The 23918-nt window shown below is 68.5% G+C and carries 23 protein-coding genes; 10 read left to right on the top strand and 13 right to left on the bottom strand.

The features are described from left to right. Positions 1-27: 27 nt before the first annotated feature. Positions 28-396, top strand: coding sequence for a 4a-hydroxytetrahydrobiopterin dehydratase (locus tag C2R22_RS05370; protein ID WP_103424845.1), 369 nt, complete (start codon positions 28-30; stop codon positions 394-396). A gap of 5 nt (positions 397-401) precedes the next feature. On the opposite strand, the gene C2R22_RS05365 is transcribed toward C2R22_RS05370, so the two are convergent. From C2R22_RS05365 to pyk, 5 genes are all read right to left on the bottom strand, one after another. Beyond that, positions 402-1016: an NfeD family protein gene (locus tag C2R22_RS05365; protein WP_103424844.1), complete on the bottom strand. Its 615-nt coding sequence runs from the start codon at positions 1014-1016 to the stop codon at positions 402-404. Positions 1017-1079: 63 nt separating this feature from the next. Further along, entirely contained in the window at positions 1080-2411 is a 1332-nt protein-coding gene (locus C2R22_RS05360) for a hypothetical protein (RefSeq protein WP_103424843.1), read from the bottom strand. Continuing rightward, a complete protein-coding gene (locus C2R22_RS05355; RefSeq protein ID WP_216824794.1) occupies positions 2408-3052 on the bottom strand; it encodes a hypothetical protein in 645 nt (214 codons plus the stop codon). The genes C2R22_RS05360 and C2R22_RS05355 overlap by 4 nt, the downstream gene beginning before the upstream one ends. Before the next feature lie 103 nt (positions 3053-3155). Continuing rightward, positions 3156-3428: a DUF7312 domain-containing protein gene (locus tag C2R22_RS05350; RefSeq protein ID WP_245902891.1), complete on the bottom strand. Its 273-nt coding sequence runs from the start codon at positions 3426-3428 to the stop codon at positions 3156-3158. 76 nt (positions 3429-3504) lie between these two features. Next, positions 3505-5286 (bottom strand): pyruvate kinase, encoded by a 1782-nt coding sequence (gene pyk, locus C2R22_RS05345; RefSeq protein WP_103424841.1) that lies wholly within the window; start codon positions 5284-5286, stop codon positions 3505-3507. Between the two features lie 138 nt (positions 5287-5424). Between pyk and C2R22_RS05340 the strand changes: the two genes are divergently transcribed. Then, positions 5425-6201, top strand: coding sequence for a cytochrome b family protein (locus tag C2R22_RS05340; protein WP_103424840.1), 777 nt, complete (start codon positions 5425-5427; stop codon positions 6199-6201). A gap of 12 nt (positions 6202-6213) precedes the next feature. Here C2R22_RS05340 and metG read toward each other — a convergent pair whose 3' ends face one another. The 3 genes from metG to C2R22_RS05325 all read right to left on the bottom strand — a co-directional run bounded on the left by metG (position 6214) and on the right by C2R22_RS05325 (position 10508). Continuing rightward, a complete protein-coding gene (gene metG / locus C2R22_RS05335) occupies positions 6214-8280 on the bottom strand; it encodes a methionine--tRNA ligase (RefSeq protein WP_103424839.1) in 2067 nt (688 codons plus the stop codon). Between the two features lie 59 nt (positions 8281-8339). After that, complete coding sequence (locus C2R22_RS05330; RefSeq protein WP_103424838.1) at positions 8340-9869, bottom strand: ATP-binding response regulator; 1530 nt, start codon at positions 9867-9869, stop codon at positions 8340-8342. Between the two features lie 66 nt (positions 9870-9935). Next, positions 9936-10508, bottom strand: coding sequence for a YqaA family protein (locus tag C2R22_RS05325; protein WP_103424837.1), 573 nt, complete (start codon positions 10506-10508; stop codon positions 9936-9938). A 241-nt stretch (positions 10509-10749) separates the two neighbouring features. Between C2R22_RS05325 and C2R22_RS05320 the strand changes: the two genes are divergently transcribed. Further along, positions 10750-12105, top strand: a complete 1356-nt coding sequence (locus tag C2R22_RS05320) for an ATP-binding protein (RefSeq protein ID WP_103424836.1) — start codon at positions 10750-10752, stop codon at positions 12103-12105. 157 nt (positions 12106-12262) lie between these two features. Here the strand turns inward: C2R22_RS05320 and ppsA are convergent, their stop codons facing one another. Next, entirely contained in the window at positions 12263-14575 is a 2313-nt protein-coding gene (gene ppsA / locus C2R22_RS05315; RefSeq protein WP_103424835.1) for a phosphoenolpyruvate synthase, read from the bottom strand. 81 nt (positions 14576-14656) lie between these two features. Beyond that, positions 14657-14908 (bottom strand): hypothetical protein, encoded by a 252-nt coding sequence (locus C2R22_RS05310; RefSeq protein ID WP_103427578.1) that lies wholly within the window; start codon positions 14906-14908, stop codon positions 14657-14659. A gap of 187 nt (positions 14909-15095) precedes the next feature. On the opposite strand from C2R22_RS05310, the gene C2R22_RS05305 reads away from it, so the two are divergent. Further along, positions 15096-15719: a J domain-containing protein gene (locus C2R22_RS05305; RefSeq protein WP_103424834.1), complete on the top strand. Its 624-nt coding sequence runs from the start codon at positions 15096-15098 to the stop codon at positions 15717-15719. 139 nt (positions 15720-15858) lie between these two features. Here the strand turns inward: C2R22_RS05305 and C2R22_RS05300 are convergent, their stop codons facing one another. Beyond that, positions 15859-16653, bottom strand: a complete 795-nt coding sequence (locus C2R22_RS05300) for a DUF7839 domain-containing protein (protein WP_103424833.1) — start codon at positions 16651-16653, stop codon at positions 15859-15861. 90 nt (positions 16654-16743) lie between these two features. Here C2R22_RS05300 and C2R22_RS05295 point away from each other — a divergent pair, with 90 nt between their 5' ends. From C2R22_RS05295 to pdhA, 3 genes are all read left to right on the top strand, one after another. Next, on the top strand, positions 16744-17460 hold the full coding sequence (locus C2R22_RS05295) for a metallophosphoesterase (RefSeq protein WP_245902890.1): 717 nt from the start codon (positions 16744-16746) through the stop codon (positions 17458-17460). Positions 17461-17648: 188 nt separating this feature from the next. Further along, positions 17649-18149 carry a GNAT family N-acetyltransferase gene (locus C2R22_RS05290; protein WP_103424832.1) on the top strand — a complete coding sequence of 167 codons (501 nt, stop codon included), beginning with the start codon at positions 17649-17651 and terminating at the stop codon, positions 18147-18149. A 78-nt stretch (positions 18150-18227) separates the two neighbouring features. Further along, on the top strand, positions 18228-19313 hold the full coding sequence (gene pdhA, locus C2R22_RS05285) for a pyruvate dehydrogenase (acetyl-transferring) E1 component subunit alpha (RefSeq protein WP_103424831.1): 1086 nt from the start codon (positions 18228-18230) through the stop codon (positions 19311-19313). Between the two features lie 43 nt (positions 19314-19356). Here the strand turns inward: pdhA and C2R22_RS05280 are convergent, their stop codons facing one another. Together C2R22_RS05280 and C2R22_RS05275 are read right to left on the bottom strand one after the other, a co-directional pair. Next, the gene (locus C2R22_RS05280) at positions 19357-20634 is read right to left on the bottom strand and encodes an NAD(P)/FAD-dependent oxidoreductase (RefSeq protein WP_103424830.1); all 1278 of its coding nucleotides are present in this window, start codon (positions 20632-20634) and stop codon (positions 19357-19359) included. Positions 20635-20750: 116 nt separating this feature from the next. Continuing rightward, positions 20751-20945, bottom strand: a complete 195-nt coding sequence (locus C2R22_RS05275; protein WP_103424829.1) for a cold-shock protein — start codon at positions 20943-20945, stop codon at positions 20751-20753. 195 nt (positions 20946-21140) lie between these two features. Between C2R22_RS05275 and C2R22_RS05270 the strand changes: the two genes are divergently transcribed. From C2R22_RS05270 to C2R22_RS05260, 3 genes are all read left to right on the top strand, one after another. After that, complete coding sequence (locus C2R22_RS05270; protein WP_103424828.1) at positions 21141-22301, top strand: threonine synthase; 1161 nt, start codon at positions 21141-21143, stop codon at positions 22299-22301. A 99-nt stretch (positions 22302-22400) separates the two neighbouring features. Then, a complete protein-coding gene (locus C2R22_RS05265) occupies positions 22401-23102 on the top strand; it encodes a metal-dependent transcriptional regulator (RefSeq protein WP_103427576.1) in 702 nt (233 codons plus the stop codon). Then, positions 23102-23827, top strand: coding sequence for a TMEM165/GDT1 family protein (locus C2R22_RS05260; protein WP_103424827.1), 726 nt, complete (start codon positions 23102-23104; stop codon positions 23825-23827). Before C2R22_RS05265 ends, C2R22_RS05260 begins: the two co-directional genes overlap by 1 nt. The last annotated feature ends 91 nt before the right edge of the window (positions 23828-23918 follow it).

The raw sequence follows: 23918 nt of genomic DNA, 5'->3' as shown, positions 1-23918 counted from the left end.
AGGTGCCGGGAGCCCGTTGGGGCGTGTATGGCAGCGCAACTCGCGGACGAGCCGTGTGAGGCGTGCACCTCAGAGGACGAACCGTTGACCGAGGCGGAGTACGCGGAGTACCTCGCCGAAATCGACGGCGAGGTCTGGGAGGTCGTCGACGACCACCACCTCGAAGGCACCTACGCGTTCGACGACTTCCGCGACGCCCTCGAGTTCACCTACGAGATCGGCGAACTCGCCGAGGAGGAGTGGCACCACCCCGACCTCCACCTCGCGTGGGGCGAGGTGCGCGTCGAGATGTGGACGCACAAGATCGACGGCCTCCACAAGACCGACTTCGTGATGGCCGCCCGCATGGACCGCATCCACGAGCAGTACGCGCCCGACGCGACGTCGGAGTCGTAAACGGGCTAGTTGGTCTCGGTCTCGGTGTCCGTCTCGACGTCGGTGTCGGCGTCCGTCTCGGCGTCGTCGGCGAGGGACGAGTCCTGCGCCCGCCCGCGGGCGAGTTCGCGGTCGATCTCGTCCTCGTACTCGGAGGCGGCCGTGACGGTGACGACGTTCCCGCCGCCGGGGTCGATGACCATCACCTCGGTCCCCTCCGGGATGTCGCCGTCCATCGAGCGCGCGGAGTAGTAGGGGTTGAACCCCCCGCTGTCGAGCTTTATCTCGCCCGACGTCGGCGTGACGCGCTCCGTGACGCGCCCGAACTTGCCCGTCAGCGCGTCCGAGTCGCTCGTCTTCGCTGTTCCCTTCCCGCCGTAGAGGTCGAACTCCCTGTATCCGTACAGCGAGAGCGCCCCGAACAGGAGGACGAGGACGCCGAGGATCAGCGGCGACGCGAGCGGGCCGAGGAGAAAGCCCACGACGCCGGCGAGGAGGAGCGCGACCCCGAGAACGACGAAGTTCGCGCCGGGAGCGAGCGCCTCGGCGACCGAGAGCCCGAGCCCCGCGAGTACCAGGAGGAGCGGGAGCGTCTCGGGGCCGAGAAACTCGAACTGCAGGGGGAGCGGCGGTACCGGCATGAGTGGAGATTAGGGCGGACGCCGATTAAGGGTTGTTCACGAGCGGGGGTGGTCCGGTCCCGCTCATCGTGTGCTCGGCGTCGCGGCCGCGTCGAGCACGCCGGTCAACCGCGAGAGCGCCCCCGGCGTCGCCGCCGCTCGTGTCCGTCCCCACGCGTAGGCGGCGACCGCTCGTGCGACCTCGCTTACCTCGACCCCGTCGCGTTCGAGCGCACGGGAGAGCGTCCGGTCGCCGCGGTCGAGGTTCCCGAGAGCACCTCGCGTCCACCCGGACGCCAGCACCGTCGGCGTCGCCCGCTGTGCCGCCTCGACCGCTTCGAGCGCGGCGAGTTTCTCGCGGCGGGCCGCCTCCGCCGACCGGGGGACGCCGTACTCGCCGCGGTCGACGGCCGCCCGGACGCGGTCGAGCGCCCGGAGGTCGCGGTCGGCCCCCGCGGCCGTGAGAACCGCGCTCGCGACGCCCTCGCTGTCGCGGGCCTCGTTCGCGGTGCGACAGCGCCACGTCGCATCCGAGACGGCGTCCCGGAGCAGGTCGTGGGCGACGGTGTACGCGAGGTCGCGGTCGAATCGCGACTCCCACTCGTCCGTGGGCGGGTCGGGACACCGCGCGGTGACGTCCGCCACGAGCACGCGGGCGGCCCGGTCGAAGGCGTCCCCGAGCGGGCGCGGGTCGGCGAGCGAGTCGACGAAGCGGTCGTAGTAGTACGCCGCGTTCTCCGCCGCCGTCCGGGCGAGTTCGACCGTCCCGGCGGCCGACCCGACGCCGAGGACGCGACTCTCGTCCGACCCGCGGCGCTCGGCCGCCCGTTCGAGCGTTCCCTCGGCGTAGTCGACGCGCGATTCGACCGTCCCGTGGACGTCGACCGCGACCGCGAGGTCGTCGCCGACGTAGCGCCAGCGGTCGCGGAGTCGCGCCAGTCGCTCGCGGATCGACTCCCGGCGAGCGAGCACCTCCTCGCGGGTCAGGTCGTCCGCGAACGCGGCGTAGACGGCGCTGACGTCGGCCGCGAACCACCGGGCCGACTGGAGTGCGTCGAGGCGCTCGTACGGCGTCCGTGCCTCCCCGGCCCGCTCCAGCGCCTCGGCGGCCTGCTCGTACCGGTCGGCGTACTCGCGGGCCACGGCCTCGTTCGGAATATCCGGCGACTGGGGTGCCGACGACAGCAGCGACTGCGCGCGGTCGCGGTGAGCCGCGACGTGATCCGCCCCGATTTCGACGGGAAACCTCCGGGGAACCGTGGGCGTGCCGAGGCCGACGACCCGTCGGAGCGCACCGCTGTCGTACGACACGTCGGGGTCGTCCGGGCCGTCGTCGACGGCGAACAGGGGAACGAGCCCCACGCCCATCGCGCCGGCGAGGATGAGCGCCCGGCGCGTCGGATCGACGTCGCTCACGACGACCCCTCCGGTCGTCGCGGTCGTTCACAACTCCCGCCGCGGCCGAGGGTGTACGACCCGATATCGTCGGTCGCCATCGGGAACCGGACGAACGCGGCGACGACGTCGCGGTCGTCGAGGCTGCAGGCGACGTCGGCGGGGCGGAGCGGCGAGCAGAAGTCGAGGTCGAACGAGTCGCCGTCGACGGTCACGTAGTCGACCTCCAGCGTTCGGCACGCCCCGACCCGATGCTCGGAGACGTGGACGACGCTCCGCTCGAAGTCGGTCTCGCGCAGGAGCGCCCGCGCCTCCTCGACGCCCGCAACCTCGGTCCGAAAGGAGACCCGGTCGGCCTCGTCGGCCGTCACGAGCGTCCGCTGGAGGGGTTCGTCCGTCTCGTCTTCGAGCGAGTCCGCCGGGTCGTACCCGACGAACGGTTCGGCGGCGGGGTTCCGAACGATCACGGCGTCGTAGTCGAGCGTCGGCTGGACGGTCTCGGTCGGCGACGGCGTCTCGGGGCCGCCGCCCGTGACCGACTCGTTACAGCCGGCGACGCCGACGGCGGCGACGCCCACGGTGGCGCGGAGGAGCCGTCGTCTGGAGGTGGAGTGGGGGACCATCGCGTAGTTCGGCACAGACGACCCGAACACATCAAGCATCGGGTCGGCGCCCGCGTTCGGACGGCGTCCGCGGTCGCTCTGCGCTCGGGGGCGCACGCGGTCGCTCCGCGTTCGGGGGTGGGGTCGCCGGGGGACGAGGGGATCAGATGACCGTCGACAACAACAGGAGCGTGCCGACGACGCCGAGGAGGACGAAGACGGTGTTTTCGAGCGTCGGCTGGCCGGGTTCGAGCGGTTCCGGCTCGGACTCGACGACGCCGTCGGGACCCACCTCGTCGAGACCGAACTCCCACTCGTCGTCCTCGCCCTCGCCTTCGTGCTCGTTCACACGCTCGTCCTCGTGGTCGCGGCTGTCGGCCACCGCCTCGTCGTCGGTCGTCTCGACGGAGTCGCTGTCGGGACCGGACTGTACCATTACTCGTGCTTCGAGATGGAGCGGCAAAAGTCCTCCCGCCCGCGGACGTGTCGGAAGCGGAGCAGCCAGCGGCGGGTTACGACTCCCCGTTCGCGATGGCGTGACGGTCGCGCTCCTCGATGGCGCGGATGTCGCCCTCGTAGACGATACCGCGCTCGGCGTGGAGCGTGACGGTCGTGCCGCCTTCGACCGTGTCGAGGACGGGCGCGCCCGATATCATCGGGATGTCGAGTTCGCGCGCGACCATCGCGGGGTAGCCGGTGAGACCCGGACGGGCGTCGATGATGGCCGCGAGTTTCGCCGCGTCGCCGTCGAACTCCCCGTCGAAGTCCGCGCCGAGATACAGCACGGCACCCTCGGGAACGTCCGAGAGGTCTCCGTCCGTCGTCCGGTAGAGGGGGCCGGCCACGCGACCGCCGACGATCTTCCGGCCGTTGGCGATGGATTCGGCGACGACGTGTACCTTCAGCATGTTCGTCGTGTTGGTCTCTTCGAGTTCGGACATCATCCCCGAGAGGATGACGATGGTGTCGCCGCTCTCGGCGACGCCGGCGTCCAGCGCTGCGGAGACGGCGTCGTCCATCACCTCGGCGGCGCTCGTGCGGTAGTCGGAGTAGCGGGCGTCGATCCCCCACGAGAGGACGAGTTGGCGGCGGACGCGGTCGTTCGGCGTCGTCGCGACGATGGGGACGCCCGGGCGGAACTTCGCCGTCTTCCGTGCGGTGTACCCCGACTCGGAGGCGGCGACGATCGCGGAGGCACCGACGTCGCGGGCGAGATATCGCGCCGAGCGGGCCAGCGCCTCCGTCCGGGAGTCCCTGCTCGCGGTGGGAACGCGCTGCTCCTGGCTCTCGGCGTACTCCTCGGTCGATTCGACCTCGCGGACGATGCGGGCCATCGTCTCGACGACTCTCACCGGATGGTCGCCGACGGCCGTCTCGCCCGAGAGCATGACCGCGTCGGTGCCGTCGAGCACCGCGTTCGCCACGTCGGACGCCTCCGCGCGCGTCGGGCGGCGCGCGTGGACCATCGAGTCGAGCATCTCGGTCGCCGTGATGACCGGCACGCCCGCGGCCTGGCACTTCCGGATCACCCGCTTCTGGACCATCGGGACGTCCTCCAGCGGGCACTCGACCCCGAGGTCGCCGCGGGCGACCATCACGCCGTACGCGGCGTCGATGATCTCGTCGAGGTTCTCGACCGCACCCGCCCGTTCGATCTTCGCGATGACGGGGATGTCGCCGCCGTACTCCTCCAAGCGGTCGGAGATGGCGTAGATGTCGCCCGCCGTCCGGATGAAGGAGGCGGCGACGAAGTCGACCTCCTTCTCCGCGGCGAGTTCGAGGTTGCGGTCGTCGCTCTCGGTGATGAGGTCGATGTCGAGGCTGACGCCGGGGACGTTGACCCCTTTCCGCCCGCCCAGTTCGCCGCCGGAGTCGATGCGGGCGACGACGGCGTCGCCCTCCACCCGGCGGACGGTCGCCTCGATGCGCCCGTCGTCGAGGAGGACCGTGTCTCCTTCCCCGACCGCCGCGATGGAGTACGACAGGCCGATCTCCTCGGGCGTCGCCTCCTCCCCGCGGACGAAGCGGACCTCGCTCCCCGTCTCCAAGACGATAGGGTGGTCGAGCGGTGCGGTGCGTACCTCGGGGCCCTTGAGGTCGAGCATCGCCGCGAGCGGGGAGTCCGTCCCGCGGTCGACCGTGCGGATTCGGTCGATCATCTCCGAGCGGTGTTCGACCGATCCGTGACTCGCGTTGAGTCGGGCGACGGACATCCCGGCCCCGGCGAGCGCGCCGATCGTCTCCTTGTCGTCCGACGCCGGCCCCAGCGTACAGACGATCTTCGCGTTTCTCATGCGAAGTCGATACGCCCGAACGCGGTAAAAAGACCGGCGATGGAACTCCCGACCGAGTAAACGGCACACGGTACCGCTCGCGAGTCTATATATCCCGTCCGCGCGCGGCTTATCTCCGCCCGAGCCCTCCAGGTTGGTATGGATGTGGACGGTTCGTCCCCGGAGCCTCGGTCCGACGGCGGAAGCGTGGCGGGAGTCCCCGCGGTCCCACCCGGCGACTCGACTCCGACGTGGCGCGAACGGAAGGCGCGAACGACCGGACTCGCGCGTCTCACGTACGAGTACTTCGAGCGGGCACGCTACGAGGACCAGGTCCTCAGGAGCGAGTCGACGTACGTCGAGCGCGACGTGCTCGGCTTCCCGACGTGGCCCCACGAAACGGTCAGGAACGCCTCCATCGCGTCGTTCTTCGTCGGGATGATTCTGTTCCTCTCGGCGACGATGCCGCCGCACATCGGCCCGCCGGCCAACCCCTCTTCCACCCCGGCGGTCATCCTGCCCGACTGGTATCTGTACTGGTCGTTCGGCCTGCTCAAGCTCGACCCCCTCAATCCGGAACTCGCCATCCTCGGCGGACAGAAGATCATGGCCGACCGGACGTACGGCGTGCTCGCGAACCTCGTCGTCGTCGGGTTCATCGCCATCGTCCCGTTCCTGAACAAGGGGTCGGCGCGCCGTCCCGTCGAGCAACCGTTCTGGGCCGCCGTCGGTGTCGGCGGGGTGGTCTTCGCCTTCACCATCTCGCTGCTGTCGGTGAAGAACCTCGTCCCGATGAACGTCGACCTGCTGTTCGACCTGACGTTCCTCCTGCCCGTCGTCGCCGGCGTCGTCACCTACGCGGTGTTGAAGACGATGCGCGAGGGGTACACCTACGACCTCAACCGCCGGTACTACCGGCTGCGGCCCCCGCGGTAGAGACAGCGGAGCCTACCGAACCGTCTCGCCGGGTTCCGCGTCGCCCAGCGTCGTCAGGAGGTCCGCCTCCTCGCCCGCCGCGAGGAGCATCCCGTTCGACTCGACGCCGAACAGTTCGGCCTTCTCGAGGTTCGCGAGGATGATGACCTTCTCCCCGACGAGCGCGTCGAGGTCGTGTAACTGTTTGATGCCGGCGACGACCTGCCGCTCTTCGACGCCGATGTCCACGTCGAGGCGGGCGAGTTTGTCCGCGCCGTCGATTCCCTCCGCGCCGAGGATGCGCCCGACGCGGATGTCCAGTTCCTGAAAGTCCTCGAAGCTGATGCGCTCGTCGGCGAGCGGTTCGAGTTCGGCCGCGGCGTCCTCGTCCCCGTCGCCCGACTCGTCGTCCCCGTCGCGGTCCGCCTCGCTCTCTTCGACCCGCGCCCGGAGCTTCGCGTTCAGTTCCTCGACCCGCTCGTCGGGGATCTTCTCGAACAGTTCGGTGGGCTCGCCGAACTCCCGTTCGGGCGGTTCGAGCGCGGCCGCGACCTCGACGTCGTGGACCGACCCGCTCTCGCCCAGGCTCTCCCAGAGCCGTTCCGCCTTCTCGGGGGCGACCGGTTCGAACAGCACGCCGACCGCCTTGGCGATCTGGACGCAGTCGCGGATGACCTGTGCCTTCTGTGGGTCCTCGTCGTCCAGTTTCCACGGCTCGTTGCGCTGGATGTACTCGTTGCCGAACCCCGCGAGGCGGACGGCCGCGTCGCCCGCCTGTCGGATGGAGTAGTCGTTGACGCCCGCCCCGAAGGTCTCGATGGCCTCGTCGATGCGCTCGCGGACCTCGCTGGAGAGGTCCGCGTCGGGCGTGCCGCCGAACTCCCGGTACGCAAAGAGGAGCGACCGGTAGAGGAAGTTGCCCACGGTACCGACGAGTTCGTTGTTGACTCGCTCCCGAAAGCGCTCCCACGAGAAGTCGACGTCCTGCTGGAAGCCGCCGTTCGTCGCCAGGTAGTAGCGGAGGAGGTCGGGGTGGAAGCCCTCGTCGAGGTACTCGTCGGCCCACACGGCGCGGTCCCGGGAGGTCGAGAAGCCCTTGCCGTTGAGCGTGATGAACCCGCTCGCCATCACCGCACGCGGTTCGTCGAAGTCGGCCCCGCGGAGCATCGCCGGCCAGAAGACGGTGTGGTGCTGGATGATGTCCCGTCCGATGACGTGGACGATGTCGCCGTCGACCTTCCACGCCTCCTCCCAGTCGAACGCCTCGCTCCCGACGCGTTCGGTGTACTGCTTCGTCGAGGAGATGTACTCGATTGGCGCGTCGACCCAGACGTAGAGAACGAGGTCGGTCTCCTCCTCGGGGTAGTCGATGCCCCAGTCGAGGTCGCGGGTGATACACCAGTCCTGTAGCTCCCCTTCGATCCACTCGCGCGGCTGGTTGCGGGCGTTCGACGTGCCCTCCAATCGGGAGATGAACGACTGGAGGTACTCCTGGAAGTCCGAGACGCGGAAGAACTTGTGTTTCCGGTCGCGGTACTCGGCGGGGTTCCCCGTCAGGGTGGAGGTCGGCTCTTCGATCTCGCCGGGTTCGAGGTGCCGACCACAGCCCTCGTCGCACTCGTCGCCGCGGGCGTGTGCACCGCAGTACGGGCAGGTCCCCTCGACGTATCTATCCGGAAGGGGCTGTTCTTCGACCGGGTCGAACGCGACCTTGATCTCCTTCTCGTAGACGTGGCCGCCGTCGATGAGCCGGCTGACGATCTCGGTCGTCATCTCGGCGTTGGTCTCGTCGTGGGTGTGTCCGTAGTTGTCGAACGCGACGTTGAACTTCGGGAACGTCTCCTCGTACGTTTCGTGGTACGAGAGCGCGAACTCCTCGGGCGTGACGCCCTCCTTCTCGGCGTTGACGGCCACGGGGGTGCCGTGCATGTCCGACCCGGAGACGAAGGCGGTCTGCTGGCCGAGTTTCCTGAGGGCCCGTGCGTAGACGTCGCCCCCGACGTACGTCCGCAGGTGACCGATGTGGAGGTCGCCGTTGGCGTACGGCAGGCCACACGTCACCACCGCGGGACGGTCCGTGGGGAAGTCCTCGTGGCTCATGTGTGAACAGTCAGTCGCGTGGGCGTCTAAAGGCCGCTGGTTTCCTCGTCCGCGTCGCTCTACGCCGACTCGACCTGCACGCCCCTGACCTCGAAGCGTGCCCCGCCCCGCGACCCGTCGGTGACGGTGACGTCCCAGCCGTGCGTGTCGGCGATTTCGCGGACGATCATGAGCCCGAACCCCGTCCCACCGGACTTCGTCGAGTAACCGCCCTCGAACACCGTCTCGCGCGCGTCGGGCGGAATCCCCGGACCGTCGTCCTCGACGAAGAAGCCGTCGCCGCCGTCGAGCGCACCGACGCGGACGTGGACGCTCGCATCCGGTGCGGCGCTGCTGTCACCGGCCGTGTCGCCCCCGTCGCCCGTCGAGCCGTGTTCGACCGAATCGCCGGCCTGCGGCCGGCTGTTCGTGGAGCCATGCTCCACGCTATTCCGAAAGAGGTTCTCGAAGAACTGCCGGAGCCGCGACTCGTCCGCGTGGACGGCGAGTCCAGTGTCGGCGTCGAGGGTCGCCGCGTCGCTGCCGACGAACGTCCACGACTCCGTGGCGAGAGCGTCGATATCGACCACGGAGCGGTTCTCGGCGCGCGTTCCCTGTCGGGCGACGGTCAGGAGGTCGTCGATGAGCGTGTCCATCCGGTCGTGTGCCCGTTCGACCGCGTCGAGGCGCTCCTCGACCGCGTCGAAGTCGCCCTCGGCGCAGTCGAGACGCGCCAGGTCGAGGTTCCCGTGGGCGACGGAGAGCGGCGCGCGGAGGTCGTGCGAGACGACGCTGGAGAACGTGTCGAGCCGTTCGTTCTGTCGTTTCAGGGTCCGCTCGCGGGTGACCCGGTCGGTGATGTCACGGGAGATGACGACCGCACCGGCCGGACCGTCGTCCCCGTCGGTCCACAGCGGCGTCACCCGGAGGCCGGCGACCACCAGGCCACAGGGGAGGTCGAGTTCGAGTTCGAGTCGCTCGCTGTCCGTCTCCCCCGTGATGACGCGTTCGAGAGCGGCGACGAAGCGGTCGACCTGCGGCTCCTCGACGAGCATCTGCTCGCTCAGTGCTCGAATGGATCGTCCGACGACCGCCTCGCGCGGGACCTCGGCGTACGCCAGCGCGCGGTCGTTCGTGTAGGTGACGACGAGCGACTCGTCGACCGTGTAGACCACGTCGGTCATGCCCTCGACGATGGACTCGTACTGCCGGAGTCGCTGTCGCTCGCGTTCGTGACCGGTCGTCCGATGAGACTCGTCGAGCGCCTCCGCGACCCGGCGGGCGAGCGCCGTCGACCCGTCGGGGCCAGCGTCGGCGTCGACCCGAACGACGGTCGTCAGGTCGAAGTCGACGACTTCGACCGGAACCGTCGGCGCGGCAGTGAGCAAGAGACAGGGGACGTCGGGGTCGGTCCCCCGGACGTCCCGGAGGGCCCGGAGAGCCCACTCGCCGGGGGCAGAGCACGCCACGACGACGCAGTCGACCGGTTCAGTGCCGAGCCGGTCGACCGCCGCGTCCGTGTCCGTCGTGGACAAGACCTCGAACCCCTCCCGGTCGGCGAGTGTCGTTCCGAACCCCTCGAATGCGTCGTCGTCGTGGAGGTGTACCACGCGACGAGAGCACGTCATTCCACTGCAAAACGGTGACGAGCTTACATGTGTGTTTCGCCCACAGTATCAAAACAGATAGAAGAACGCCTCGACGCCGACGATGGTCACGACGAGTCGGCCCACGCTCCCGATGAACGTCGCCAGCGCGAACTTCGCGTAGTCCTCCTCCAGCACCGAGAACGCGTAGATGGAGAGCGTGTCGGGAAAGCCCGGGACACAGAGCGCGAGCGCGAGGCCGCCGTAGCCGTAGCGCTGGGCGAGTTGGACGGTCTTCTTCTCGGACCAGGCGACGACGTCGACCGGCGAGCGCCGGAGGGCGCGGATGACGGGCCCCGACTCCTTCGCCTCCTGTCCGATGTGGAAGGCGAAGACGCTCCCGGCGGCCTTGCCGAGGCCGGAGGTGAGGATGATGATCACGGTGTGCGCCCACCCGGGCAGGCCGAGGTTCAGCGGCGCGAGGAGGACGATCTCGCTCACGCCCGGGAGCGCGAAGGCGATGAGGAAGGAGTACCCGAAGATGATACCGAGTCCGGGCCATCCGGTCGCCGTCCGCACCAGCGAGGCGAACCACCCGCTCTCGGTGAACAGGAGGGCAAGGGGGACGTCGACGAGGACCGACACCGGACCCGCGAGTGACACGAGTGAAGGTGGGTGAGCCGATGACGTAAATCTTGAGATTCACCCCGGACGAGAGGCCGACGACGGAACCGGCGTCGTCGTAGAAGCCAGCGAACGAAGCCGAATCCACTGGATTCGGGGAATCCCATCGACGCTCGTCCGGCCCGAAAACGTGTATTCATAGAATACTGTCTTTATTTCGTGTTATTTCCGGCATCATTATGTCTGCGGGGGAAGTCAGTTACCGAGAGGCGATTCAGGTATGTTTCCGTCGACGCGCCAGGGCGTCTTGTTGTACGTCTCCGACCGGAACGGTCGGGCTACGGCGTTCGACGGTGGGGCCGCACGGGTCCTGACACGGTCGGCGGAGGCGCTCACGGCGGAGAACGTTCCCGTCGCGGACTGCGCTGTCATCGACGCCGCCGTCCTCGACCCCGACCCACCGACGTGGCTCGACGCCTTCCCAGGAGACGTCTACGTGCTCGCAGCATCGGATACCAAGTTCCCCGACTGGGTGACGAGCGCCGACCTGTCGGTGCTGGACCCCTCGCTGGTGACGCTTCTGACGGGGTCGGTCGGGGGCCGAAGCGGTACGCACCTCGACGACGAGGTGCGCACCGACACCTGGGACGGCGCGCAGTTCGACGGCGGCGACGCGGCGAGCGACTACGGAGAGACGGTGCGTGACGGCTCTGTCGGGCCGTCTCCGGCGACCGAGTCGGGCGGGGGTGAGGGCGACGCCGACGACTCGTTCGAACCGCTCTCAGTCATCCCGTTCCCGGTCGCCCTGCTCGACGGCGACGGGGTGATCCGGTTCGTCAATCGGGCATGGGTCGAGTTCGGCCGCGAGAACGGACGAAATCGCATCGAAAGCGACGTCGGAGTCAACTACTTCGAGGTGTGTGAAGGGCTCGACGACGCCTTCGCGTCCGCGGCGACGAAGGCGATAGAACGCGTGCTCGCCGGCGAGATCGACGGCGAACGGGTCGAGTACCCCTGTCACGGCGGGGGCGAGCGCCGGTGGTACTCGATGGCCGTCATCCCCGCGGGGGGTGACGGCCCCGTCGAGGTGGCGCTCGTCCATCAGGACATCTCCCAGTACCGACAACACATCAACGTCCTCGACCGGGTGCTCCGACACAACCTGCGGAACAAGGCCAACATCATCCTCGGCCACGCGGCCGCGCTGGCGAGCGACCGCGACGACGAGACGGCGACGGCGGCGACGACCATCGGCGCGGCCGCGCGCGAACTGCTCTCCCTGAGCGAGCAGGCCCGCCGCTACCGGGAGGTCAGCACCGACGACCGACCGACGACACCGATCGACGTCGTCTCGGTCGTCTCGGAGGTGGCAGAGCGGCTGAGTCGGAAGCACTCGCGGGCGGTCATCGAGACCTCCCTCCCCGTGGCGGCGGTCGTCCAGGCCACGCAGTCGCTCTCGCTCGTCGTCCACGAGGTGATCGAGAACGCCATCGTCCACAACGACCGCCCCCAGCCGTGGGTCCGTGTCGAGGTGGTCCGCGTCCACGAAGGTGGCGACGAACGGGTGTCGATCCGCGTCGCCGACGACGGCCCCGGCATCCCCCCGAGGACCGACGGCTCCTCACCGGCGGGCTAGAGGAACACCCCATCCGTCACGGGTCACAGCTCGGCGTCTGGGTCGTCAGCAGCCTCGTCACCTCTCTCAACGGGACCGTGGCGGTCGAACCCCGCACCCCGCGGGGGAGCGTGGTCACGATGACGTTCCCGAGCGCGACGCCCGAGTCCGACGGCGACTAGCGGACGGAGTCCAACAGCAGGCGCTGTTCGACGCGTTTGACCTCGTGTTGGACGTCGCGGACGGCGTCGATGTTCGCCGATATCGAGGAGACGCCCGACTCGACGAGGTACTGCACCATCTTGGGTTTCGAGCCCGCCTGCCCGCAGATGCTCGTCTTCACCCCGTGTTCGCGGCAGGTCTCGATGGTCGAGCCGATGAGTTCCAACACGGCGGGGTGGAGTTCGTCGTAGACGCTCGCGACGTTCTCGTTGTTCCGGTCGACCGCCAGCGTGTACTGCGTCAGGTCGTTGGTGCCGAACGACGCGAAGTCGATGCCGGCCTCCGCCATCGCCCCGACCTGCAGCGCGGAGGCGGGCGTCTCGATCATCACGCCCCACTCGCGCTTCTCGGGGTCGATGCCCGCCTCCTTCATGTGCTGGCGGGCGCGAATCACCTCTTCGGCGTCGTTGACGAGCGGGAACATCACTTCGAGGTTGTCGTAGCCCATGTCGTACAGCCGACGGAACGCTTCGAGTTCGAGCTTGAACACCGAGGGGTTCCCCAGCGAGCGCCGAATCCCCCGGTAGCCGAGCATCGGATTGTGTTCGCGGGGGACGTCCTCCCCACCCTGCAGCTGGCGGAACTCGTCGGAGGGCGCGTCGAGCGTTCGAACCCGCACCGGCCGGGGATAGAACTCGTCGGCGACGGTCCGAACCCCCTCGATGATCTCGTCGACGTACGCGCGCTCGCCGTTGTCGGAGATGAACCGCTCGGGCGTCTTGCCCAACGAGAGCACCATGTGCTCGATGCGCAGGAGGCCGACGCCGTCCGCGCCGGTCGCCGCGGCCCGTTCGGCCGCCTCGGGGATGGAGACGTTCACCTTGACCTCCGTCGCGGTCATCGGTTTTACCGGCGTTTTCGGGCGGGCGTCCTCGACGGGCTGACGCTGTTTCTCCTTCGATTCGACCCCCTCCCTGATGGTGCCCTTGTCGCCGTCGATGGTGATGGGCTGGCCGTCCTCTAACTGGCGGGTGGCCGACCCACAGCCGACGACGGCGGGCACGCCGAGTTCCCGGGAGACGATGGCCGCGTGGGAGGTCATCCCGCCTTCGTCGGTGACGATGCCGGCGGCGCGTTTCATCGCGGGCACCATGTCCGGCATCGTCATCTCGGTGACGATGATGTCGCCCTCGGCGACCTGGTCGAGGTGGTCGAGTTTCGTCACGACGCGGGCGGGACCGGAGGCGATGCCGGGGCTCGCACCCAACCCGCGGACGACGACCTCGCCGACCGCCGCCTGGCCGTTGCCGCTGCCCCCCTCGCCGTCCACCGCGGCGTCGCTCGTCCCCGACCCCGAGACGTTCTCGACGTTCGAGACGGCGGTGTCGGAGATGGTCGTGATCGGCCGCGACTGGAGCATGTACACCTCGCCGTCGTAGATGGCCCACTCGACGTCCTGTGGCTGGCCGTAGTGGCGTTCGACCTCCTCTCCGAGGTCGACGAGGCGGGCGATCTCCTCGTCGGAGAGCACGCGCTCCTCGCGGCGTTCGTCCGGTACCGCCCGTTCGACGGTCTCGCCCGTCTCGGCGTCCTTCACGTGCATCAGCTTCTTGTCCGCGACCGTGACGTCCTCCGTCCGCTGGGTCGCGCGGTTCACGACGTAGTTGTCCGGGGACACCGCACCGGAGACGACCGCCTCACCCAGTCCCCACGCGGCCTCGATGATGATTCGTGGCTCGCCCGTCGAAGGGTGGGAGGTGAACATCACGCCCGACTTCTCGGCGTCGACCATCCGCTGGACGACGACGGCGATGTCGACCTTGTCGTGGGCGAACCCCTTCTGGTTCCGGTAGTAGATGGCGCGCTGGGAGAACAGCGAGGCCCAGCACTCTTTGACGCGCTGGAGGAGGTCGTCCTCGCGGACGTTGAGGAACGTCTCCTGCTGGCCGGCGAAGGAGGCGTCGGGGAGGTCTTCCGCGGTCGCTGACGACCGAACGGCGACGAACGCCTCGCCGTCGTCGATAGAGCGGTACGCTTCGAGGATCTCTTGGGCGACGTCCTCGGGGAACGGCGTCTCCATGATGAGTTCGTGCGCCCGCTCGTGAGCGCCCGCGAGCGCCTTGGAGTCCTCCGAATCGACGTCGACCGCCTCGAACAGTTCCTCGTCGATTTCGGCCTCCTCGATGAAGGTCCGATAGGTCCCGGCGGTGACGACAAAGCCCGGCGGCACCGGGAGCCCCGCCGCCGTGAGTTCGCCCAGCGAGGCCGCTTTCCCCCCAACGGTCTCTAGATCGTCGGACCGAACCTCGTCCAACCAGAGCACTGCCATAGTGTCTTTTGCGTCCCGAGTATGCGTAAAGAAGGTTCCGGACCTGTCAAGGTTGATATGATATTCACTCGGGGGCGAGTACTACCCCTCGTCGCGGCGCGGCGCGCCGTGAGCCTCACAGTAGACGTCGCCGGCGTCGGTGTCGAGGAAGAACGTGTCGCCCGCCGCCAGGTCCCGACCGCAGTCCGCACAGCCGTCGTCGTGCCGTAACGCGTACTTGCCGACCGAGTGGCCGGTCTCCAGCCGTCCGGTCGCGCGGGCGACCCGGGTGAGTCCCTCGCCGATCTGGGTGTGGGTCGCCGTGTCCGCGGCCTCGAATCGGATGAGTGACATCGTCACGTGCTCGGGCGGGCGTTGGACGCGAGCGGACAAATCCGCTGTGGTCGCCGACTTCGTTACTCTCGCTCTCCTCTTCACGTACGAGGGGAGCGGTCGCCGGTGTCGGTGTCGGGACGCGACGCTGAGGCGGTCGGGTTGTCGACGCCGAGAAGTTCTTTAGCGTGCGCACCAAGCCTCAGGTGTGCTACCGGAGTGGCTGTCTCTGCTCCCGCCGTGGCTGCTGACCGGAGTTATCCTCGGGTCCGTCGCCTCGTGCTGCGTCGCCGTCGTCTTCTTCGTCGGCGACCGTCTGTTCCCGACGGCCCCGGTCGACCGGAGCCGCCACATCGACGGGACGGTCCGCCGGCGTCAGGAGATTCGGCAGTATCTCGTCGACATCGACGAACGCTTCCGTGAGGACTTCACCGTCCACGGCGAGACGGTCGCCTTCTACCTCCCCGAACGGGACGTCGCCATCACCTTCGACGCGAAGGCGTACTTCCGCATCGAGGAGGCGGGGACGTACACGGTGCTGTGTGAACACGAGATGCCGGGGCGTGGGCTGGGTCGACGCCTCCCGTTCGACGTGCCCGAACTCGAACCCGACCTCACCCCGGACCCCATCAGCACGGCCTTCGCGGCGCTCGAACTCGACCCGGCGGCCTCCCCGGACGAGGTGAAGTCGGCGTATCGCTCGAAGATCAAGGAGGCTCACCCCGACCACGGCGGCGACACCGAGGAGTTCCAGCGGCTCCAGGAGGCGTACGCGACGGCGCGAGACCACGCCGCGTACACAGAGGCCAAAGCCGACGTGGTGACCGCCTGAGAAGACCGCTCACTCGTTCGTTCGTCGGTTCGCTCGCCTTTTTGGTTCGTCTCTCGCCTTCCTCGTTCGCTCGTTCGCCCGTCCGTCACTCGCCGTTCGTTCGTCCCTCGTCGTCCGCCCGTTCGCTCGCCTTCTGTGTTCACTCGTCGTTCGTTCCGATGGGCGCCAGTTCGTACGTCACGTTCCGGTCGCGGAGCGTGTCGGCAACGCGGCCCGCCTCGTCGACGCTCGCGACGACGACGGCGTTCTGTCCCTTCGTCGCCGCTTCGGCCGCGACGGCCCCGCCCGCGAGACTCACCGCCGGTTCGCGGTCGAGACGGCGGAGCGCCGCGACGGCCTCGACGCCGACGGCGACGACCAGGTCGGCCGCGTCGAGGGCGGTGCAGAGCGCCTCGACGTCGACGGCGCGGCTCCCCCCGTTGCGGGCGCGCGGCACCTGACAGACGGTCACGGTCCCGGGAGACATGTCGATGACGCCCTCGAAGCCGGTGACTGAAACGTCCTGTCCGACCTCGGCCGTCGTGGTGGCGGTGCCCGTCGCCGGCCCCTCCTCGCCCGGCGTCGCGTGGAGGAGTCCCTCGCGCAACGAGAGCGACACCGTGTCGCCCGCCTCGATACGGTCCGTGGCCAACGCGGCGTCCTCCTGCACCGACTGGAGGACGTCCTCGGTGACGTGGTCGGTGAACTGCCGGATGGACTTGACCTCGCGGAAGAGCCAGTCGACCCCTTCCTTGGTCGTTCGGTACCGCGAGCGACCCTCCTTCTCGACGTAGCCGTCGGCGACGAGCTCTCTGATGTACTCGCTCACCGCCTGGGAGGTGACGCCGACGGCCTCGGCGATTTCGCCCTGGCTCACCGCCGGCTGGCGGTCGGCGATCTCGACGAGCACGCGGAGGCGCGTCGCGGTGCGCTTGTCCTCCAGAGCCCTGCTCATGAAGGGAGTGATGGACGGCGGCGATAAAACGGTGCCGTCGCGCGACGACGTCGTCGAGAGCGAGAACGAGAGAGTACCGCTTTTACCCTCGTGGCCGAACGAGAAGCCGTGTTCGACGCCGTCTTCGCCGACCGAGCGGTCTCGTTCGGGTCAAAGGCGCTCGTCGTCGCCGACCTCCACGTCGGGCGCGCCGAGGCCTCCGACGTCGAGGTCCCGCTGGGCGAGCGAGCGGACCTCACGGAGCGCTTGGGAGAGGCGGTCGACCGCCTCGCGCCCGAGACGGTCGTCGTCGCCGGCGACGTCCTCCACGAGTTCGGGCGGGTCTCTCATCGGGCAGCGGAGACGCTCGCTCTGCTCGACGAGGTGTGCCGCGAGGCGGGTGCCGAACTGGTGCTCGTGGCCGGGAATCACGACCGGATGTTAGAGAGCGTGTGGGACGGGGAGGTCCACGACCAGTATCGGGTCGACGCCGGCGACCGGGAGGTGCTCGTCTGTCACGGGCACGAGGAGCCCAGAGCGGAGGCGGACTGCTACGTCGTCGGCCACGACCACCCCACGATTACCATCGAGGGGCAGAAGCGACCCTGCTTTCTCGCCGGCGAAGGGGTGTACGACGGAGGCGACCTGCTGATGCTGCCCGCGTTCTCACGGGTGGCGAGCGGCGTCAGCGTCAACGGGATGCGCGCGCGGGACTTCCAGTCGCCGCTCGTTTCGGATGCGAACGCGCTCCGGCCAATCGTGTGGGACCGCGGGAGGGAGGAGGCGCTGACGTTCCCGCCACTGGGACGGTTTCGGAAGATGTTGTAAACCGTGCAGGGTCGGACGTGGCGGGAGTCGTCGATAGAGTCCGAGCGGAGAATCGTCGACGGACGAGCGAACGAGAGGACACGAAGAGCGGTCGCCAGGGCGTCCGTCTCTTCTTTCGGCTGAATACACGTCGCACCGAGGCGCGAGTAGTCACCCCGTTTTATCGAGGGTCACCCCCCATCGAGACCATGGACGTCCGCGACGCGGACCCGTCCGACGCCGAAGCCATCCGGGAGGTCCACGCTCGTTCGATCACCGAACTCGGGCGACAGGCGTACAGCCCAGAACAGGTCGACGCGTGGGTGCAGGGGTGTGAGTCGGCAGACTACGCGTCGGCAATCGAAAGCGACGACCTGACGTTCATCGTTGCAGAAAAAGAGGGTCAGATCGTGGGATTCGGATCACTGCGTTTCGAAACATCCGAAAGTGACTCCGACGCCGAAGTCACCGCCGTCTACGTCCACCCGTCTGTCGTTCGGCAGGGTGTCGGAACCGCGATACACGCCGAGCTAGAGAGGCGAGCACGAGCGCACGGAGCCCAGTCGCTCGGGCTCTCGTCGTCGCTCAACGCGGTCCCGTTCTACGAAGCGCGTGGGTACGAGCACTTCGGAGAGCGGTTCCACGAATTCTCCGCCCACGAGGAGACGGGCGTGACCGGGACGGTCGTCGAGATGCGAAAGCGACTCTGAATCCGTCTCGGCCCGTCCGCCAGCGGGAACATCGCCTGAGAGCCGAACGTTCAATACCCACGGCTCTCACTCACACACGTGCGCGTGGACCACTACGACGAGGCCGACTTCGTACGGACGCTCGACGCCGAGGGTAACGTGGTCGGCGACGTCCCCGACCTCTCCGACGACCGCCTGCTCGCCATCTACCGCGACATGAAGTTAACAAGGCACTTCGACGAGCGGATGGTGAGCCTCCAGCGACAGGGACGGGTGGGGACGTACGCCCCCGCCGTCGGACAGGAAGCCTCGCAGGTCGGGTCGACCCACGCGCTGGAGGACGAGGACTGGCTCGTCTACCAGTACCGCGAACACGGGACCGTCGCCGTCCGCGGCCTCTCGTCCGACTACCTCACCTACTGGATGGGCCACGAACACGGCAACGCGTCGCTCGTCGAACAGCACATCGCCCCGCTCAACATCACCATCGCGGACCAGATTCCCCACGCGGTCGGGATGGCGTGGGGCGCGAAGCTGAAGGGCGACGACACGGTCGTCGTCTGTCACTTCGGCGACGGCGCCACCTCCGAGGGCGACTTCCACGAGGCGGCCAACTTCGCCGGCGTGTTCGAGACGCCGTGTGTCCTCTTCTGCAACAACAACGGCTGGGCCATCTCCCACCCGGCCGAGCGGCAAACCGCCGCCGAAACGTTCGCCCAGAAGGCCGACGCCTACGGTTTTCCTGGCGTTCGAGTCGACGGGATGGACCCGCTGGCGACCTACCGAGTCACCCAGGAGGCTGTGGAGCGCGCCCGCCGCGGCGACGGACCGACGCTCGTGGAGGCCGTCCAGTACCGCTACGGCGCCCACACCACCGCGGACGACCCCACGGCCTATCGGGAAGAGGAGGAGGTCGAGCGGTGGCGCGAACGCGACCCCCTCGACCGGTACGAGGCGTTCCTGCGCGACCGAGACCTCGTCGACGACACGGTCGCCGAGGAGATCGAGGCCGAGGCGCGCGAGACGGTCGCGACCGTCATCGACGAGGCGGAGGCGTTCGAGCCCTCGCCCCCGGAGATGTTCGACCACGCGTTCGCCGAGTCCACGTCCGGAATCGAGGCACAGCGCGAATCGTTCGAGCGCGCGCTGGAGAAGCACGGCCGCGACTCGTTCCTTCGGGAGTGACAACTACGGAGTGAGGTTGCGGTGTGACGACGGAGACGGGGGCTCAGAAGTCGTCTCCGACCGCCTGCGCCGCGACGCGCCCGCTCTCCAGCGCGCCCTGGATCGACGACCACTGCGTGTAGTCGCCCGCGAGGTACACCCGTCCCGCGGGTGCTCGCACGTCGGGGAGGCTATCGTGGATACCCGGTGGCTGGTCGAACTGTGCGAACTCGATGCGGTCGGTCGCAATCGGTTCCAGCGCGCCGAACTGGCGCTCGGGATACCACGCCGCCAGCGCGTCGCGCGTCGCGTCCGCCAACGCCTCGTCGTCCATCGAGAGCGGTGTCTCCCCCAGAAACGTCGCGTTCAGCAGTTCGGCGTCGTCGGGGGCGTACTCGGGCGCGACTGCCGAGAGCGGGACGACGGCGTTCGGCGTCGCCGACTCGGCGTTGAGGAGGATACGCTTCTTCGTACCGAGGTCGGTTCCCTCGGGGAGCCGATAGTACTGTGTCGTCGACGGTCTGGCGCGGGTCGGAATCGCGTCGACGTCCGTCAACTCGGCGGCCGTGCGCGGGTCGGTGCCGACGACGACGGCGTCGGCTTCGACCGTCGCCCCGTCGACGTCGAGCGTCGCACCGTCTGCGTCCCCGGAAACCTCGTAGACCACCGAGTCGGTGTGGATGTCGACGCCGACGGCCTCGGCCCTGTCCGCTAGCTGGTCGGCGATGGCACCCATGCCGTCGGCGGGGACCGCCGTCCGCCCGTCGCTCAGCATCCGAAAGGTGTACTCGAAGACGCGCTTGGAGGTAGAGAGCGACCGGTCGAGGGTGATGCCCCCGTAGAAGGGCGCGACGAAGTTCTCGGCGAACCGCGATGAGAAGCCCCAGTCGGAGAGGTACTCCTCGATGGTCGTGTCCGGTCCCCTGAAGAGCGCGTCGAGCGGCTTGCTCGCGAGGTCCTGCCGCAGCGCCAGCGTGCGGAGTTTGTCGCTCGTCGTCACCTCGCGGTTGAACAGCGACTCGAAGACCGAGAACGGGTCTCTGAGCGGGTCCGAGAGGACCGAACGCTCCCCCTCGCGGGCGATGACTGCTCCCGGGGAGAAGGGTCGGAGGTCGAGCGCGTCGAGGTCGAGTTCCCGACGGACCGCCGGGTAGGCGGTGAACAGCACCTGGAAGCCACGGTCGAGCGTGAACCCCTCCCGCTCTCGTGACCGGACCCTGCCCCCGACGGTCTCGCGCTGTTCGTACACCGTGACGTCGGCGCCGGCGGCGGCGAGTCGTCGGGCGGCCACGAGTCCGGCCAGCCCCGCACCGCACACCACGACGGATCGCTCCTCGTTCATGGACGCGGCTTGGGGTGGCGGTTACAAAGAGACTGTGCGTTCGACGCGGCAGGGTCGGTGCGCGGACGCGTCGCTCGCCGGTGAAAGAATGTGAGAAACGCTGAAGAACGACCGCCTTAGAGGCGGACGAGGTTCGCCGCGCGGGGACCCTTCGGCGAGTCCTGAATCTCGAACTCGACCTCCTGGCCCTCTTCGAGGTCCGGCCCGCCGACGTCTTCCATGTGGAAGAAGACGTCGTCGTCAGCGTCGTCAGTCTCGATGAAACCGTAACCGCCCGTGTCGTTGAAGAAGTCGACCTTCCCTTTCGCCATTGTGCTCGAACACAGACGACACCGCCGGATAACGCTTGCGCGAGAGGTGATACCACGACTGGCGGGTACGGGTGCCACGCGTCACGCCCTCTCACGACCCGTCGTCTCGTGTCACGTCGCTGGCGACGCGGGGACACCAGCGGAACGTCACCACGGGACCGGAAGGGATACCCCCGTCGGGTCGTACCCTCGGGTATGAACCCGAGCGACGCGTTCTGTGCGTTGCGCTGTACGGCGACTGGCGAGGAACTCCCCGCCGACCCGACGCGGACCGGACCGAGCGAGGCCGGGGCGCCGGTCGACCCCGTCTACGACCTCGCCCACGTCGACTGGGACCACGCCGACCTCGCCGACGCCCGCTCGATGTGGGACTTCGCCGCCCTCCTCCCCTTCGAGTCGGGCGTGAGCGCCGACGAGGGTGGGACGCCGCTCGTCGACGCTCCGGCGCTCGCCGACGAACTCGGTGTCGACTCGCTCCACATCAAGGACGAGGGGCGGAACCCCACCGGGACGGTGCTCGACCGCGGCCTCTCGCTCGCGGTCACGGCCGCCAGCGCTGCCGACGCCGACCTCCTCGCGCACGCCTCACCGGGTAACAGCGGACAGTCGGGGGCGGCGTACGCCGGACGTGCCGACATTCGGTCGTACGCGTTCGTCCCCTCGCGGGCGCCGTTCCCCAACAAGGCGATGACCAACGTCCACGGTGGCGACATGCGGGTCGCTGGCGGCCGGTACCCCGACGCGGTCGAGGCGCTCCACACACAACTGAAATCGGAGTGGTTCACCCTCCAGGAGTTCGACAACCCCGTTCGCCACGAGGGGTACAAGACCGTCGCGTACGAACTCGTCGGACAAGCCGGAGTCCCGGACGCGGTGTTCGTCCCCGCGAGCACCGGCGAGGTCGTCTACGGCTTGACGAAGGGCTTCCGCGAACTCCACGAATTAGGACTCGTCGACGACCTGCCGCGAATAATCGCGGTCCAGCCGACCGGTTGTGCGCCTATCGCGACGGCGTTCGAATCCGGACGGGAGGTCGAAGCGTGGAACCAGCCGGACACCATCGTCGGCGAACTGGAGATTCCCGACCCGAGGGGCGGCGACCTCGTGAGAGAGGCGGTCGAGGGGACGGATGGGAGGGTCGTGACTGTCGACGACGACGCGATTCTCGGGAGTGCCGTCGCCGCCGCACAGACCACCGCGGTCGACGTCGGCGCGGCCGGAGGCGCCGCATTCGCCGCCGCCGACGGGTTACAGGACGAGTTCGACGACGACGCGAGGCTCGTCGTCGTCAACACGGAGGCGGGCGTGAAGACGGCGGACATCCTCCGGTCGCATCTGATGGGCCAGGGTATCTGAGTTCGGCCCCACGTTTCGAAGCGTACACATCGAAGTTTAGATACCCCAAACTTCTTTCTCGTCGGGACAGTATCCACCGATGAGATGGCGAAGTCCGACGTGCTCAGCGACGTGATGGAAGACTACTTGAAGGCCATCTACACGCTGCAGACGGAGCAGGGACCGCCGGTGTCGACGTCGGCTATCGCCGACGCGCTGGCGAAGACGCCGCCGACAGTGACGAGCATGCTCGGCAAGCTCGAAGAGCGCGGGCTCGTCGCGCGCGAGAAGTACAAGGGCGTCGAACTCACCCCCGAAGGAGAGACGGTCGCGCTCGAAGTCATCCGGCACCATCGACTCCTGGAGGCGTACCTCGCAGAACACCTCGACTACGACTGGAGCGAGGTCCACGACGAGGCCGACGCGCTCGAACACCACATCTCCGAGGAGTTCGAGCGTCGCGTCGCCGAGGCGCTCGGCGACCCGGAGGTCGACCCCCACGGCGACCCCATCCCGAGCGCCGACCTCACCCCGCTCGACGTCGACGACTCGACGCGGCTCGACGACCACGCCGTCGGCGAGCAGGTCGTCGTCACGCGCGTCTCTGACCGCGACGAGGAGGAACTGCAGTACCTCTCCGACGCGGGCATCACGCCCGGAACCCGTCTGGAAATCGTCGACGTCGCGCCGTTCGGGATGGTGACTGTCCGGGTGGGAGAGGGGGACCGTGAGCAGTCGCTCCCCGAAGCGGTCGCCCGCTCCATCCGGGTCGTCCCCGCCACCGAGGACGGTACCGAGTACGGAACGGAGGTCGAGGGCTGATGGTCGGGCTGGTCGAAGTCGCCGCGGTGGCGTTCGTCGCCCAGCTCGCCGTCCTCCCCGGAGAGAAGGTCCAGTTCATCATCGCCGGGCTCTCGACGCGGTACGACCCGAAGGTGGTCGTCGCGGCCGCCGGAACGGCGTTCGCCGGCTGGACCGCCCTCGAAATCTGGTTCGGGGCGGCGCTGAGGGGCGCCCTCCCCCCGGCGATTCTCGACGGCATCACCGCCGTCCTCTTCGCGCTCTTCGCCGTGTTGCTCGTCCGCGCGGCACCCGAACCGGGTGAAACGAGCGTCGGACCCGATGAGAGCGCGTCGATGGAAACCGACGGGGGGCTGACGCTCGACGTCGACGCCCCGTCGGTGTTCGAACGCGACTTCGGTCTCGACGTCGACCGGTTCGGGAGCTTCGTCCCCATCTTCGCGATGATGGCCGCCGGCGAGTTCGGCGACAAGACCCAACTCGTGACTATCGGCCTCGCCGTCCAGTACGGTGCCCACCCGGGTATCTGGGCCGGCGAGATGCTCGCCATCCTGCCGGTGAGCATCGCGAACGCGTACGTCTTCCACCGGTTCTCTCACCGCTTCGACGTGCGGAAGGCTCATCTCGCGGGCGCGGCGCTCTTCGCGTTCTTCGCCGCCGACACGGTCCTCGCACTCGTCACCGGCTTCTCGGTGTGGGAGACGGTCGTCTCGACGGTCTCCCAGGCGATTCTCGCGCTGATCTGAACGGGCCTCGGGGCGCAAGACAAGGGAGCGTTTTTATCTTCGGTGCCACTACGCAGGAGCGATGCAGGACGCGCTCGTCTCGCTCGGTGCC

Source organism: Salinigranum rubrum (assembly GCF_002906575.1).
GTDB classification, from domain to species: domain Archaea; phylum Halobacteriota; class Halobacteria; order Halobacteriales; family Haloferacaceae; genus Salinigranum; species Salinigranum rubrum.
The sequence above is the reverse complement of the archived record's forward strand: the minus strand, read 5'-3'. Positions and strand labels throughout refer to the sequence as shown.

What these genes read in the sequence shown, in the direction of transcription:
- C2R22_RS05370 (WP_103424845.1), top strand. Translation starts at nt 28, where the DNA reads ATGGCAGCGCAACTCGCGGACGAGCCGTGTGAGGCGTGCACCTCAGAG.
- C2R22_RS05365 (WP_103424844.1), bottom strand. Translation starts at nt 1,016, where the DNA reads ATGCCGGTACCGCCGCTCCCCCTGCAGTTCGAGTTTCTCGGCCCCGAG.
- C2R22_RS05355 (WP_216824794.1), bottom strand. Translation starts at nt 3,052, where the DNA reads ATGCTTGATGTGTTCGGGTCGTCTGTGCCGAACTACGCGATGGTCCCC.
- C2R22_RS05350 (WP_245902891.1), bottom strand. Translation starts at nt 3,428, where the DNA reads ATGGTACAGTCCGGTCCCGACAGCGACTCCGTCGAGACGACCGACGAC.
- pyk (WP_103424841.1), bottom strand. Translation starts at nt 5,286, where the DNA reads ATGAGAAACGCGAAGATCGTCTGTACGCTGGGGCCGGCGTCGGACGAC.
- C2R22_RS05340 (WP_103424840.1), top strand. Translation starts at nt 5,425, where the DNA reads ATGGATGTGGACGGTTCGTCCCCGGAGCCTCGGTCCGACGGCGGAAGC.
- metG (WP_103424839.1), bottom strand. Translation starts at nt 8,280, where the DNA reads ATGAGCCACGAGGACTTCCCCACGGACCGTCCCGCGGTGGTGACGTGT.
- C2R22_RS05320 (WP_103424836.1), top strand. Translation starts at nt 10,750, where the DNA reads ATGTTTCCGTCGACGCGCCAGGGCGTCTTGTTGTACGTCTCCGACCGG.
- ppsA (WP_103424835.1), bottom strand. Translation starts at nt 14,575, where the DNA reads ATGGCAGTGCTCTGGTTGGACGAGGTTCGGTCCGACGATCTAGAGACC.
- C2R22_RS05310 (WP_103427578.1), bottom strand. Translation starts at nt 14,908, where the DNA reads ATGTCACTCATCCGATTCGAGGCCGCGGACACGGCGACCCACACCCAG.
- C2R22_RS05300 (WP_103424833.1), bottom strand. Translation starts at nt 16,653, where the DNA reads ATGAGCAGGGCTCTGGAGGACAAGCGCACCGCGACGCGCCTCCGCGTG.
- C2R22_RS05290 (WP_103424832.1), top strand. Translation starts at nt 17,649, where the DNA reads ATGGACGTCCGCGACGCGGACCCGTCCGACGCCGAAGCCATCCGGGAG.
- C2R22_RS05280 (WP_103424830.1), bottom strand. Translation starts at nt 20,634, where the DNA reads ATGAACGAGGAGCGATCCGTCGTGGTGTGCGGTGCGGGGCTGGCCGGA.
- C2R22_RS05275 (WP_103424829.1), bottom strand. Translation starts at nt 20,945, where the DNA reads ATGGCGAAAGGGAAGGTCGACTTCTTCAACGACACGGGCGGTTACGGT.
- C2R22_RS05270 (WP_103424828.1), top strand. Translation starts at nt 21,141, where the DNA reads ATGAACCCGAGCGACGCGTTCTGTGCGTTGCGCTGTACGGCGACTGGC.
- C2R22_RS05260 (WP_103424827.1), top strand. Translation starts at nt 23,102, where the DNA reads ATGGTCGGGCTGGTCGAAGTCGCCGCGGTGGCGTTCGTCGCCCAGCTC.